The 12,994-nt window shown below is 50.9% G+C and carries 14 protein-coding genes; 12 read left to right on the forward strand and 2 right to left on the reverse strand.

The window, feature by feature from the left end; all coding sequences use genetic code 11:
• The first annotated feature begins 226 nt into the window (after positions 1–226).
• The 5 genes from ftnA to cho all read left to right on the forward strand — a co-directional run bounded on the left by ftnA (position 227) and on the right by cho (position 4,148).
• Positions 227–745, forward strand: a complete 519-nt coding sequence (ftnA, locus tag ACRDCA_RS17465) for a non-heme ferritin (RefSeq protein WP_025120143.1) — start codon at positions 227–229, stop codon at positions 743–745.
• A gap of 308 nt (positions 746–1,053) precedes the next feature.
• Positions 1,054–1,455 (forward strand): CopC domain-containing protein YobA, encoded by a 402-nt coding sequence (gene yobA / locus ACRDCA_RS17470; protein ID WP_438690674.1) that lies wholly within the window; start codon positions 1,054–1,056, stop codon positions 1,453–1,455.
• A gap of 3 nt (positions 1,456–1,458) precedes the next feature.
• Positions 1,459–2,340, forward strand: coding sequence for a copper homeostasis membrane protein CopD (copD, locus tag ACRDCA_RS17475; protein ID WP_438690675.1), 882 nt, complete (start codon positions 1,459–1,461; stop codon positions 2,338–2,340).
• A gap of 69 nt (positions 2,341–2,409) precedes the next feature.
• A complete protein-coding gene (locus ACRDCA_RS17480; RefSeq protein WP_438690676.1) occupies positions 2,410–2,751 on the forward strand; it encodes a YebY family protein in 342 nt (113 codons plus the stop codon).
• A gap of 524 nt (positions 2,752–3,275) precedes the next feature.
• Positions 3,276–4,148 (forward strand): excinuclease Cho, encoded by an 873-nt coding sequence (gene cho, locus ACRDCA_RS17485; protein ID WP_438690677.1) that lies wholly within the window; start codon positions 3,276–3,278, stop codon positions 4,146–4,148.
• 18 nt (positions 4,149–4,166) lie between these two features.
• On the opposite strand, the gene ACRDCA_RS17490 is transcribed toward cho, so the two are convergent.
• Positions 4,167–4,298: a hypothetical protein gene (locus ACRDCA_RS17490; RefSeq protein WP_438690678.1), complete on the reverse strand. Its 132-nt coding sequence runs from the start codon at positions 4,296–4,298 to the stop codon at positions 4,167–4,169.
• Between the two features lie 130 nt (positions 4,299–4,428).
• Between ACRDCA_RS17490 and ACRDCA_RS17495 the strand changes: the two genes are divergently transcribed.
• Positions 4,429–4,911 carry an anti-virulence regulator CigR family protein gene (locus ACRDCA_RS17495; RefSeq protein ID WP_438690679.1) on the forward strand — a complete coding sequence of 161 codons (483 nt, stop codon included), beginning with the start codon at positions 4,429–4,431 and terminating at the stop codon, positions 4,909–4,911.
• Positions 4,912–5,005: 94 nt separating this feature from the next.
• On the opposite strand, the gene ACRDCA_RS17500 is transcribed toward ACRDCA_RS17495, so the two are convergent.
• A complete protein-coding gene (locus ACRDCA_RS17500; RefSeq protein WP_438690680.1) occupies positions 5,006–5,560 on the reverse strand; it encodes a tyrosine-type DNA invertase in 555 nt (184 codons plus the stop codon).
• A 136-nt stretch (positions 5,561–5,696) separates the two neighbouring features.
• Between ACRDCA_RS17500 and ACRDCA_RS17505 the strand changes: the two genes are divergently transcribed.
• The 6 genes from ACRDCA_RS17505 (at position 5,697) to ACRDCA_RS17530 (ending at position 12,993) form a co-directional block, all read left to right on the forward strand.
• Positions 5,697–6,605 carry a LysR family transcriptional regulator gene (locus ACRDCA_RS17505; protein ID WP_438690681.1) on the forward strand — a complete coding sequence of 303 codons (909 nt, stop codon included), beginning with the start codon at positions 5,697–5,699 and terminating at the stop codon, positions 6,603–6,605.
• A gap of 377 nt (positions 6,606–6,982) precedes the next feature.
• Positions 6,983–7,531, forward strand: coding sequence for a tyrosine-type DNA invertase (locus ACRDCA_RS17510; protein ID WP_438690682.1), 549 nt, complete (start codon positions 6,983–6,985; stop codon positions 7,529–7,531).
• 486 nt (positions 7,532–8,017) lie between these two features.
• Positions 8,018–8,536, forward strand: coding sequence for a fimbrial protein (locus tag ACRDCA_RS17515; RefSeq protein WP_438690683.1), 519 nt, complete (start codon positions 8,018–8,020; stop codon positions 8,534–8,536).
• A gap of 93 nt (positions 8,537–8,629) precedes the next feature.
• Entirely contained in the window at positions 8,630–9,316 is a 687-nt protein-coding gene (locus ACRDCA_RS17520) for a fimbrial biogenesis chaperone (protein WP_438690684.1), read from the forward strand.
• Between the two features lie 74 nt (positions 9,317–9,390).
• Positions 9,391–11,985: a fimbria/pilus outer membrane usher protein gene (locus ACRDCA_RS17525; protein ID WP_438690685.1), complete on the forward strand. Its 2,595-nt coding sequence runs from the start codon at positions 9,391–9,393 to the stop codon at positions 11,983–11,985.
• 33 nt (positions 11,986–12,018) lie between these two features.
• Positions 12,019–12,993, forward strand: a complete 975-nt coding sequence (locus ACRDCA_RS17530; protein ID WP_438690686.1) for a fimbrial protein — start codon at positions 12,019–12,021, stop codon at positions 12,991–12,993.
• Position 12,994 lies beyond the last annotated feature (1 nt).

Here is a 12,994-nt window from a genome sequence, read left to right on the forward strand (position 1 = left end):
AATGTGATTTATTTATTTTATCAAATAAGAATGATTCGCTTTTTGATTAAATACAAAGATGAAAATGATTCTTATAATAGTTTATTGTTAAATTCATGGTATTATTTAACCGTCTGATAATTATCAATAAAACAAATAAATGTAAATCAACTGTTTTTATTTTGTGTTAATCAAGGCATAATGCGCTCAATTAAGTTTATGACCTGCAAAAATAAAAAGGATCCTCATGCTAACGCAAGAAATGACCAACAAGCTGAATGAGCAACTGAATCTGGAATTCTATTCTGCCAATATGTATTTGCAGATGAGCGCCTGGTGTAGCGATAAAGGCTTCGAAGGGGCCGCCGCATTCCTCAAAGATCATTCGCGTGAAGAGATGCAGCATATGCAGCGTCTGTTCGACTACCTCAGCGATACCGGGGCATTGCCACTGATTGGCAGCATTTCTGCGCCACCGGTAGAGTTTGAATCACTGGCTGACGTTTTCCAGCAGACTTATGAGCATGAGCAACTGATCACTCGCCAGATCAACGCACTGGCGCACGTGGCCATGACCACGCAAGATTACTCCACCTTCAACTTCCTGCAATGGTATGTTGCCGAGCAGCACGAAGAAGAGAAGCTGTTCAAATCCGTGCTGGACAAGCTGGCACTGGTGGGCAGCAGCGGCAAGGCTCTGTTCTTCATTGATAAAGATCTGAAGAGAATGGGCGCTGCGGCAGAAAGCGCTAACGGCCAGGCCTGATAACCCGCTTTTATCATCAATCTAGAAAACCGCGTACTTTGCATCGTACGCGGTTTTTTTTGCGCTGAATTTATCCCATTGTTATAGCGATACGTGCTGCCAGATCGCAAAAAATCAGTGATGTGCTCGACTTGCCGATCCACCGTCGTTATCATTTAGCCCGATACGCTACCGGAAGGTAGAGAGTGATAACAGTGAGTTAACCCGCTCCTTCTGCTGTTTTACCCGTAGCGCAATCATTGTGGTGGGTTGAGGCTGCGGAAACATCGCTCCGCGTAATCGGTCTTGGCCCTTATCACCTCTCTATAATGATAAAGGACTGTTCCGTGATCGCTAAAATTCGTTCCTCTTACCGCCTGCTTTCTACCGTTTTCGTGCTGTTCGTCGGCCTGTCTTCACAACAGGCGTTGGCGCATGCCCACCTGAAAGTACAGACTCCGGCGGCAGACGCTACCGTTAGCTCCGCGCCAAAAGTTTTGACGCTGAATTTCTCCGAAGGCATTGAGCCTAATTTCAGCGGTGTCAAAGTGACCGGCCCAGATAACGCCGAAGTGAAAACCGGCAAGCTGGATCTGGAGCCAAGCAACAACACCCAGATTAACGTACCGATTGAAGGTGAACTGGCTGCGGGCAAATACCAGGTCAGCTGGCATGTGGTTTCCGTGGACGGGCATAAAACCAAAGGCCAGTACAGCTTTACCGTAAACTAAGGTATGACTCTGGCGACCCTGTTTGTCCTGTGTCGCTTTGTGCACTTTGCGGCGGTGATGCTGATGTTTGGCGTCAGCCTGTTCACCGCCGTTCTGTCGCCACAGCGCCTCTCCCCGATCATCACCCGCGATTTGCGCCCGCTGCTGCTCGCTGCGACCTGGACCTCTGCATTTACCGCCGTGCTGATGCTGGCCATTCAGGCCGGATTGATGGGCGACGGCTGGGCGGATACCTGGCAATTGAGCATTTGGTGGGCGGTGTTGGGCACCACCTTTGGCGAGGCCTGGCGCTGGCATCTGGGCTTTTGCCTGCTGGCATTGCTAGCCTTGCTGCTGCCCGCGACGAAGCGGGGGCAAGCGCTGACCCTGTGCTCGGTAATGCTGTTGGTCAACATGGCATTTATCGGCCATGCGGCGATGCATGCGGGCGCATTGGGGATCGTACACCGCGTTAACCATGCGCTGCACCTGTTGGCCGCAGGCTATTGGTTTGGCAGCCTGTTACCTTTGCTGCTTTGCCTGCGTTACCTGCCACAACCGCAGTGGCGTAGCGATGCGATCGCCACCTTGATTCGTTTCTCCCGCTGGGGCCATGTTGCCGTGGTGCTGGTGATCGTAACCGGTATTATCAACAGCCTGATCATTCTCGGCCACTGGCCAGTCGATCTCGACTCCGCCTATCAGCGTTTGCTGCTGGTTAAAGCTGGGCTGGTGGCGTTGATGGTGATGATAGCATTGGCCAACCGTTACGTTATCGTCCCTGCAATGCGCAGCACCCCCAATCTGGCGCAGCGCGGGTTGGTTATCGCCTGCTGGCTTGAGGTGGCTTTGGGAGCAACGGTGCTGGTGTTGGTGAGTTTATTTGCAACCTATGCGCCGGCATGACATTGCGCCTTGCCGGAAGCCCCCAACTTGCGGGAAAATCGTATCAAATCGCAACTTAAGGCCAAAAAAATGAAATCTGTAATTGTTGGTATTGCGCTGTTGGCAACGGCAACGAGCGCGTTGGCGGCGGATAAGCTGGTTAACATCACCAAGTTTGAGTACGGCAAGCAGTGGGCGTTCACCAAAGAAGAAGTCACGCTGCAATGCCGCAAAGGGGAAGCCTTGTTTGTGCTCAATAACAGCACCCTGATGCAGTATCCGCTCAATGAAGCGGCAGAAGCACAGGTGAAAGCGGGGCAGCAGCGTGCCCAATCGCTGGATGTGATCCTGTTGGATGATGCCAACAATCCCGGCCACAAAATGAGTGTGCAACCTTTCCGCGAAAGAGCAGAAAAACTGTGTGCAAACTAATCAGCTAACCATCCGATAGTTATGCAAAAGTTTACGGCTGGTGACGGGATGTAGGTAACTAATTTCAGTTTGTAACTATCACTGTGTGCGCTGGGGTGGCAAAGCTGGCACCTTGGACTATTCTTAGAAAGCACGGTTGAACAAACCTTGCATAAATGCCAACTTTTAGCGCACGGCTCTCTCCCAAGAGCCCTTTCCCTAGACCGAGTATAGGAATCGTACTCGGTCTTTTTTTATGCTTTTGATTTGTAATATATTTTAGCCGTTGCGCAAAAATCACCGCCCCTCAACCCAACCCTCTCCCCGAACAGATCGTAGGCAACATGAGCCTTTCCGCAGGGAGAGGGAGCTAATCCGCAACCGTCGTCAGGCACTGTATCAACATGTAGCACATACTGTCCCCTCGCCCTTTGGGAGAGGGCTAGGGTGAGGGGACGATCGCTGATGCAGTATTGACCACAATCCCCTTCAAACCCTCGCCTAACATCGCTATACTGTATAAAAAATCAGTATGGAGAGTGTGATTGACCAGACGTTTCGCCGCACCAAGGCTTGAATTTGAAGCGGAAGCCATTTACCAATACCCCGAACACCTGCGCCAGTGGTTAGCAGGGTTACCTTCGCTACCTGGTATATATGTGTTCCATGGCGAGAGTGAAACCATGCCGCTCTACATCGGCAAAAGCGTCAACATTCGCAGCCGGGTGCTTTCGCATTTGCGTACCCCAGATGAAGCCGCGATGCTGCGCCAGGCGAGGCGTATCACCTTCATCAGAACGGCGGGTGAAATCGGAGCCTTGCTGCTGGAGGCACAGCTGATCAAACAGCAGCAGCCGCTGTTCAATAAGCGCCTGCGCCGCAACAAGCAACTGTGCGCATTGCAACTCAGTGGCGATAAACCCCAAGTGGTGTACGCCAAAGAGGTGGATTTTGCACGGCACGCTGGCTTGTTTGGGCTGTTCGCCAACCGGCGGGCGGCATTGCAAGCGTTGCAGTCTATCGCCGATCAGCACCAGCTTTGCTATGGGCTATTAGGTCTGGAGCCGCTAAGCCGGGGTCGCGCTTGTTTCCGTTCGGCACTCAAGCGTTGTGCAGGGGCTTGCTGTGGTAAAGAAAGCTTGGAAGATCATCAACAGCGCCTGATTGCAGCGTTAGAGCAAAGCCGATTAGTGTGCTGGCCGTGGCATGGTCCAATAGCCTTGCGGGAGCAGGGGATCGATATGGCGCAATACCATGTTATCCACCACTGGTTGTGGCTGGGGGCTGTAGATAGCCTGGATGAAGCGAAAGAGCTAATGATTGCCGCGCCGGGTTTCGATAGCGACGGCTATAAAATTTTGTTCAAACCGATCATCGGCGGGGAGTATGAGATTATCGATCTGCACGGCAAAGCATGAGTCTGCCAAATCCCCACATCAACGGATGGTACCGGAGCCGATGCCAATCGTCGCCGTTGAACGCCCCGAACTCCCGCCGGAGCCAGAAACGCTAACCGAAGTGCATCCTGCCAGCAGAATGACTAAAAGAGTCCCCGCAATCATTTTCACCTAGTCACCTCGTCAACTAACGCCGCATGAATCAACTTACCATAAAACCAATTATAGGAGGGATCCTTATTGCCCGGTGGCTTGCAGAGGGCTAGATTCATCATGTAACCCTTCATAAAGGTCATTTAACATGTGCAAACGTCGCAGATCGGTCATCGCACTCGCGTTGATTGCTGTTGTGTCTTTATCCTCAGTTTCTGTTATGGCCAACCCAGGCAATGGTAACGGGGGCGGGCATGGAAACTCAGGCAATCATGGGAATTCAGGCAAAAATGGAGACAATCACGGCAATGGTAACTCAGACAAAGGCAAAAAAGACAAAGGTGGCCATGACGATCTGGTTACCGTGAGTATCAATTATGACCGTGTACGGCCCCTCGCGATCAACTACGGATTGACGGGGTATCAGTCTTTGCCTCCTGGCATCGCCAAGAACCTGGCACGGGGTAAACCGCTGCCTCCTGGTATCGCCAAGAAAATGGTGCCAGCTTCCATGTTGGGGCAACTGCCATCGTATCCTGGCTATGAATGGCGTATCGCGGGTAATGATTTGGTGCTGGTGGCCCTAAGCACGGCGATCGTCGCCTCGGTAATTAATGGCGTCTTTGATTGATTGCTGACTGGCCTTGGTAGAACCAGGGCTGGTTATTTTAAGGAGGGGATACCGTGATGCACCTGCAGTTGCATCCAAGTAGCTAAGCGGGGAGTTAGATGGTGATACTGTTAAAGCGTTTAGGATTACTCGCCGTGTACAGCACGGTATGCATGATGTTTTTATGCCCCAGATAATCCTGGATCAGTCGCGTATCTTTCCCTGCATCGGCCAGCGCATAGCCACAGGAGTGGCGCAGCATGTGCGGATGCAGCTGGACGGACAAACCCGCCTTCTCACCATAAATACGTATCATTTTATACAGCTGCTTTCTCGACAGCTCGTTGCCAAAGCGCGACAGGAACAAGAAAGGTTGATCCTCTGCGCCAAGGTAGCCACCACGCACCTTCATCCAATCCTCAATGCACTCTAACTCCCTCGGTTGCAGTGGGTGCACCGTAGACAGGCCGTTCTTCATCCGGTTGACGTGAATAATCCCAGACTCCCTATCCACATCGGCTATCTTCAGGTTGCAGAGCTCAGAAGCCCTGAAGCCGTGAATGTAGCACATGGTGATGATGCAGCGATCGCGGGTGGCGTTCAGGCCACTGCCGACGGCACTAAGCACTTTCTCAAGTTCTTCTTTAGTAATAAATTTACGATTAGACATTTCGTTTTCTCAGCAGGTGTTTCGTTGGAGCTATTAAATCCCTCCAGGGAAAAGTAGACAATAGAAGATATTAAAAATGGCATTTTTAAAAACATAATGTACACTTATAAGGTATTGATAATTACGGGGGTTTTATATGGGTGCCGTTGATAGGTTTGATTACAACTTAATAAAAACGCTTATTTTGGTATTTGAAACTAAAAGTATGGGAGCCGCTGCACGCGCTCTTGGTATCTCAGCTCCGACATTAAGTTATTCATTAAACAAAATCCGTCAGTATTACAATGACCCCCTGTTCATAAAAACGGCACAGGGACTAAAAGCTACACCTATAGCTCAAGAACTTTATCCGCAATATAAAAATATTGAAAAGGAATTCAACCGCATTCTTACGGTAGGGGAAGGGAAAAAACTCGATGTCAGGAAAGTCAGGATTAGATCGAATACCTTAATTGAGTACTTCCTGATGGATAAGGTTTTACAGGCTGGAGGTCTATTGGAGGGGGTTTGTATCGAGTTTAACAATAAAACTCTTACCGAAGAACAACGGGTTAACACCCTGGTTTCAAGAGAGTGTGATATTGATATAGGACAGCCTATCAGAAGTGATAACTCATTGACATGTACCCCTTTGTTTAGCACAAAATTCGTCGCTCTATGTAATGCCGAACATCCAAGGGTAGAGGATACATTAACAGCGGAACAGTGGCTGGCGGAAGAGCATGCATTGGTTTCTTTAAAGGAAGGAGTATCTTATTGGCCCATCATTTTTCATGAAATGTTAGCTAGCAGAAAAATACGCTATGTGACATCATCTTTGCTCAATATTTTCCATTGTCTGGAAGATAGCGAAATGCTAACCATTATACCGGAATACTTCACTGCTACGATCCAGAAAAAGTTTGCTTTGCGCAGTGCTACCTTACCTTGGCTGGATAATGAGTTGATAGATATCTACGCCTATACGCACAGCCGAGATAAAGATGATGAGAAACTCAAAATGATCATCAACACACTCACCAAGGCTGAACGAGTAACTAAGTGATGTGCGTTTTTTAAGCGTATCATTATGGTGAATGGATAGAGATTTTTTACAAAATTTAAGAATTCCCCTCATTCTCAGCATGCCGTTAATTTTTTAACCTCTCTTGGTTTCCTTATAACCATATGATAAGTAATGGCTTAAATATTTTTTATCACTTGAGTGAGATTCCCTTATTAGAAACAAGGATTAACGGCTACAGGCCCCTCTACGAGGAGACGATCACATTTATAGTTGTCTCCTGCGTTTTTATTCCTATACTAGTCTTGTGTCTATCCTCAGGAATCAGGATAAAATCTCGGTTCAATCCGGGTATTCTATAGTTATTCGGTTATCTGCATGGAACGGGTGCCGGAGTTTAAAACCTCGTTGGAGTTTTTATGTCAGAAAGAAAACATCTTACACCTTCCGAAGTAGAAAGATTATTATCTGCAGCGCTGCTGGGTAATAATCCAGAACGTGATTATTGCTTGATTCGCATGTGTTTCATTCATGGGTGTCGAGTGAGTGAGATAAATTCATGGAAACTTTCAGATGTCGATCTTAAAGGAAACAATATTTATGTTCATCGACTGAAAAATGGTTTCTCAACGAACCATCCTTTGTATCAGGTAGAGGTGGTGGCTTTGAGAAAATGGTTGTCAGTCCGGGGTAAATATAATAATTCAGAAAGCGACTGGTTATTTCTTTCACGAAAAGGTAACCCAATTTCACGCCAAAGGATTTATAAGTTAATGCGCCAGTTTAGCGAGGTTGCGGGCCTGGATGTTAATGCTCACCCGCATATGTTACGGCATGCTTGTGGCTTTGCTTTAGCAGACAAAGGGGTAGATACGCGGTTGATTCAGGACTATCTGGGGCACCGTAACATTCAACATACCGTGTTGTATACGGCTTCAAATGCCTTGAGGTTTAAAGAAATCTGGTAATCAATCATTTGTAATTAAATATCTAAAAGTAGACATTCTGTACCAAACTGACGCTTATTTTGTGGAATCTTCCTAATAAAGTCAATCCCCACTTGCAACTCTCGTTGTGTCCATTAAAAAACATTACTTATCAATGTGATATGCATTTTTAGGTTTTTACCCCTCTTGATTTCTTCGCTTGAAAATTGCCCAAACAAAGAAAATTCTTATCAAGATACTCATTGTCAAACCCTTTTTTTGGAATTTTAATCTTAAATTATTTTATTTTTTGGTTAAATATTCTTGTTAATTAATTTTTTTCGGAATAAAAAATTAAAGTAGACACTTTGGTACAAAATGTCTCCTCAGAAATAGCGCTCGTATTGATTAGAGCGTTTATCCCAGGGGGCAGTAGTCCAAACCGACCACAAGTAGTACATGGAAACGATGCATATGCATCAACACAAACTTGATGCCTTGGAGGCATCTTAAAAGGGAAATACTCGTATGAAAAAGAATCTGATTGTTGCTGCTCTGGTTGCCGGTGCTCTGTCCTCTTCTGCCTTTGCGGCTGACGGTAAAATCAACTTCGTCGGTGCTATCACTGACGATGCTTGCACCGTAACCAACAACATGAGCAACCCGCTGACCGTTACTCTGGGCACCGTAGCCAGTTCTGCGTTCACCACCGGTAACCTGACTGCTGCACCGACCAAGTTCACCATCGCACTGACCAACTGCCCATCCAGCGTCTCCTCTGCAAAAGTGAAGTTTGATGGCACTGCAGACGCCAACGACAACACCATCCTGCAGCTGACTCAGGAAACGGGCGTGGCCACTAACGTGGGTATCCAGTTGATGGATAAATCCCAAGTTATCGTGCCATTGTTCGCCGCGTCTTCAGCTTACGCGTTGACCACTGGTACCAACAACCTGGACTTCACTGCACGTTACCTGGCGACTTCACTGCCTGTGACTGCAGGTCCAGCGAACTCCACCAGCAACTTCACCATCGTTTACAACTAATCGATTGTCGCTTCCTCGCCACGTCCTGGTCGGGAAGCTGCCTCTACGGGCCGACGCCGGTCGGCCCGCCTTTTTTCGGAGTACGGAATTGTCATGAATACCGGATTTAAAGTCCTTTGCCTTTCTTTATTGCTGAGCAGCACCTTCGCACAGGCGGCCAACGTCGGCGGTGTGACTGTTGGCGGTACCCGTTTGATTTACGACGGTGGCAAAAAGGAGGCTTCACTGAGCGTCACCAACACTGACACCAACCCCTATCTCATCCAGTCCTGGGCGGAGACCCAAAACGGTGGCGCTGAGAAAGCCCCCTTTATTGTCACGCCACCGCTGTTCCGCCTCGACGGTAACCAGCAGAACCTGCTGCGTATCGTGCGCACCGGCGGCAGCCTGCCGGAAGACCGCGAGTCGCTCTACTGGCTGAACGTCAAGTCCATCCCGGCGGGTAGCAAAAAAGAAGGGGCCAACACCCTGCAGATTGCGGTCAAGACCCGCATCAAGCTGATTTACCGCCCGCAGGGCCTGAAAGGTACCCCCGAAGATGTCACCGGCAAGCTGACCTGGTCACAGAGTGGCACTCAGTTGACCGTCGCCAATTCGACGCCGTTCGTCATGAACTTCCAGCAGGTCAAGGTGGGCGGGCGTGAGGTCAAGGACATCACCTACGTCTTGCCGATGAGCCAGGCCACCTTTAGCGTGCCTGCCAATGTGAGTGGTGGCGTGAGCTGGAAACTGATCAGCGATTACGGCGGTACGGGGGCCGAGCACACCCCGGGGCACTAACAGCATGTTGATGCGGAGCATGGACATTCAGGAGCGGGTAGAGCATTCCCCCCGCACGCAAGGAGTAGTGAAGGATGAACAATAATAATAATAAACCCCGAGTGCGCATGAGCCGGGTGGCCTGTTTTGTGGCCGCCCAGGTGGCGCTGTTGAGCGGAACCATGATGACAGCCCAGGCGCGGGACTACTTCAACCCCGCCCTGCTTGAACTCGGCACCCCCGGCCAGAAAGCCGTCGACCTGACCTCGTTTGAGGACAAGGGTGGCCAGTTACCCGGCACCTACCGCGTGGACGTGTTTCTCAACAACGAACGGATGGAAACCCGCAACGTGGAATTCCGTCTGGGCAAGGACGGCAAGGGCAGCGACACACTGCTGCCCTGTATCCCGGTCAACGACCTCGCCGGCTGGGGGGTGCTGACCAAGAAATTCCCGGAGATGGGGGCGCCGGGCACCGCCTGCGCCAACCTGGCGGCCATTCCCCAGGCCAACAGCGATTTCCGCTTTGCCCGTCAGCAACTGTTGCTGAGCTTCCCGCAGTCGGCGGTGAACAACTCCGCCCGTGGCTGGGTTGATCCGAAGTCGTGGGATGAGGGCATTACGGCCGCGCTGTTGAACTACAGCGTCACCGGCGCCAACAACTACGCCAAGAGCGGGCGCGGCAATGACAGCAGCAACCAGTATGTCAACCTGCGCCCCGGCATCAACATCGGCCCGTGGCGCCTGCGCAACTACACCACCTGGAACCGTTCGAGCAACAGCGGTGAGAATGGCCAGACCCAGGACAAGTGGGACACGGTCTACACCTATGCCCAACGCGACATCATTGCGCTGAAAGGCCAGTTCACCGCTGGGGACACCTCCACCGCGGCGGACGTGTTTGACAGCATTCCGTTCCGTGGAGCCCAACTGGCCTCCGATGATGACATGCTGCCGGAAAGCCTGCGCGGCTATGCGCCAATTGTGCGGGGTATCGCGCGCACCAATGCGCAGGTGACCATCCGCCAGAACGGCTACGTGATTTACCAGACTTATGTGTCACCGGGCAGTTTTGAAATCACCGACATGTTCCCGACCGGCGGCTCCGGTGACCTGAACGTCACCATCAAGGAATCCGACGGCAGCGAACAACTGCTGGTCATTCCATTTGCGTCGTTGCCGGTGTTGCAGCGTGAAGGACGCCTGAAATATTCGGCCACCACCGGGGTGTACCGCTCCTACGACAACAGCGTGGACAAGACCCCGCTGAGCGAAGCCACGGTGATTTACGGCCTGCCGGCCGGGTTCACGATTTACGGCGGCGGCCAGTTCAGTAGCAAGTACCAATCCATGGCGGCGGGTGTCGGCAAGAACCTGGGTGACTTTGGTGCCTTATCCCTGGACGTGACGCAGGCCTGGTCGAAACAGAAAGACCAGCAGAAAGAGAGCGGCCAGTCCTGGCGGGTGCGCTACAGCAAGAACTTTGTGCAGACCGGTACCAACTTCTCGGTGGCGGGCTACCGCTATGCCACCGACGGTTACTGGGGCATGCAGGAAGTGCTGGACACCTACACCAGCGGCAACAGTTATCCGTTGCAGGAACGCCGGCGTAACCGGGCGGAGCTGACGCTGTCACAGGATTTGTGGCAGGGCGGCGGCAACGTGGGTATCACCGCGGCACGCGAGGATTACTGGAATACCGACCGGCGCATGGAGTCGTACACCGCCAGTTACAATAACTCGTGGGACGGTATCAGCTACGGCCTGAGCTACACCTACAACCGCAACTCGCAGGTGGCCTACGGCACCGCCGAGTCGGGCAGCCGCGGGCGTATCTACGACAAGGACCAGCTGTTTGCTCTCAACGTGAGCGTACCGTTGACCAAACTGTTCGGGGACAAACACCCGACCTACGTCAACTACATGGCCAACAGCAGCAAGAAAGGCAACACCACCCACAGCGTCAGCGTGGGCGGGACGGTGCTGGACGACAACAACCTGAGCTGGAGCGTGCAGGAAGGGTATGGCACGAAAGGTCAGGGCAACAGTGGCAGTGCCAATGCCGACTGGCGGGCGACCTACGGAGAAGTCAACGGGGGTTACGCGTATGACAACAACAGCCAGCGCCTGAACTACGGCGTGCAGGGTGGCATTCTGGCCCATGAAAACGGCGTGACGTTCGGCCAACCGCTGGGTGAAACCATGGTACTGGTGGCGGCACCGGGGGCAAAAAGCGTCGGTGTTCAGGGGCAGACAGGGGTGAAGACCGATTACCGGGGTTACGCGGTGGTGCCGTATGCCAGCCCGTACCGCAAGAACGACGTCACGCTCAATACCGAGAGCTTCGCCGACAACACCGAGGTGGCCATCACCACTCAGACGGTGGTGCCAACGCGGGGTGCGGTGGTGAGAGCGCGTTACCAGACCAGTGTGGGCAACCGGGTGTTGATGACACTGCTATATGCAGGCGGCAAACCGGTTCCGTTCGGCGCCATCGTGTCGGCCAACGGTAGCAAGGATGCCGAGGGCTTTATCGTCGGCGACAACGGCCAAGTGTATCTGACCGGGTTGGCGCAAAGCGGCCAGCTCAAGGTGCAATGGGGCAGTGGGCCGGATGAACAGTGCCACGTAAATTACAGCCTGCCGCAGAACGTGAACGGCATCATCAATATCAATGGTCAGTGCCGTTAAGGCACTGCACTTGAGCAGTAAGGAAAGTGAAATATGAAAGTGAATATTAAATACATGGTGAAAATCAGCCGGGGATGGGAGCAACGCATTTCTCTGAAACATTTGTTGTCGGGTATATTGATGCTCATGATTGCGCCCTTTGCCAAGGCCACTTGCCCACTAACGTTTAATCTTACTTCTGCCATTCCAACGGTTAATATTTCTCCTGCGGTACCGCTGAACACGATTTTGGCAAGTACCACGGTATCATTTCCTCTTACATCGGGGGGGTGTGATAAGGGGTCAGGGAATAAAACTTCAACAATTGTTGGAGTTGGTACACCCAATGGCAATTTATACCCAACTTCCATCCCGGGGGTATCATACCGTGGAAAATTAGATGCCAATTGGCCAGGTTATCCTAACTCTTGGTGGCCAAGCTCAAGAACCTGGACTGGGCGGTGGCCGGGTTCTTATGCCGCTAGTACGGTGACAATTGAATTTGTGAAAACAGGCCCGATACCTGGGTCTGCTGGAACTTTTGGACCGGGAGTTATAGGTAATATTAGTGTTGATGGATCGCTTGATATCATTTTATATCTGGCAACGACTCTAATCATCCAACCGACAACACCGGCTTGCACTGTAACACAATCCAACATTCCGGTAAATTTGGAGGATACTACAACGGCGAATTTGAACATCATAAATAGCACTACGGGTGATAAAGGATTTACTATTCCGTTGCAATGCGATTCATTAGTCAATCTTTCATTGTCCTTCAGTGGAACCATGGCGAGTAGTAATAATACGGTATTCAAAAATACCAATAGCAGCACCGCAGACAATGTCGGCTTTCAGCTGTTGGACCAAAATGGCAACGTGATCACTCCGTCGACTTATATAAATGTTGGTAACGTAAACGGAACTTTTAATTACCCAATGACAGCCAGATATTATGCGTTAACGGCGGATGTTCCAGCAGGGCCTGTTAATGCTATTGCCTACGCCACTATAGTTTATAACTGAC

The sequence above is a fragment of the Serratia sp. (in: enterobacteria) genome, assembly GCF_051654945.1.
Taxonomy (GTDB): Bacteria; Pseudomonadota; Gammaproteobacteria; order Enterobacterales; family Enterobacteriaceae; genus Chania.

What these genes read in the sequence shown, in the direction of transcription:
- ACRDCA_RS17480 (WP_438690676.1), top strand. Translation starts at nt 2,410, where the DNA reads ATGAAATCTGTAATTGTTGGTATTGCGCTGTTGGCAACGGCAACGAGC.
- ACRDCA_RS17525 (WP_438690685.1), top strand. Translation starts at nt 9,391, where the DNA reads ATGAACAATAATAATAATAAACCCCGAGTGCGCATGAGCCGGGTGGCC.
- ACRDCA_RS17520 (WP_438690684.1), top strand. Translation starts at nt 8,630, where the DNA reads ATGAATACCGGATTTAAAGTCCTTTGCCTTTCTTTATTGCTGAGCAGC.
- ACRDCA_RS17510 (WP_438690682.1), top strand. Translation starts at nt 6,983, where the DNA reads ATGTCAGAAAGAAAACATCTTACACCTTCCGAAGTAGAAAGATTATTA.
- ACRDCA_RS17495 (WP_438690679.1), top strand. Translation starts at nt 4,429, where the DNA reads ATGTGCAAACGTCGCAGATCGGTCATCGCACTCGCGTTGATTGCTGTT.
- ACRDCA_RS17500 (WP_438690680.1), bottom strand. Translation starts at nt 5,560, where the DNA reads ATGTCTAATCGTAAATTTATTACTAAAGAAGAACTTGAGAAAGTGCTT.
- yobA (WP_438690674.1), top strand. Translation starts at nt 1,054, where the DNA reads ATGATAAAGGACTGTTCCGTGATCGCTAAAATTCGTTCCTCTTACCGC.
- ACRDCA_RS17530 (WP_438690686.1), top strand. Translation starts at nt 12,019, where the DNA reads ATGAAAGTGAATATTAAATACATGGTGAAAATCAGCCGGGGATGGGAG.
- ftnA (WP_025120143.1), top strand. Translation starts at nt 227, where the DNA reads ATGCTAACGCAAGAAATGACCAACAAGCTGAATGAGCAACTGAATCTG.
- copD (WP_438690675.1), top strand. Translation starts at nt 1,459, where the DNA reads ATGACTCTGGCGACCCTGTTTGTCCTGTGTCGCTTTGTGCACTTTGCG.
- ACRDCA_RS17505 (WP_438690681.1), top strand. Translation starts at nt 5,697, where the DNA reads ATGGGTGCCGTTGATAGGTTTGATTACAACTTAATAAAAACGCTTATT.
- ACRDCA_RS17515 (WP_438690683.1), top strand. Translation starts at nt 8,018, where the DNA reads ATGAAAAAGAATCTGATTGTTGCTGCTCTGGTTGCCGGTGCTCTGTCC.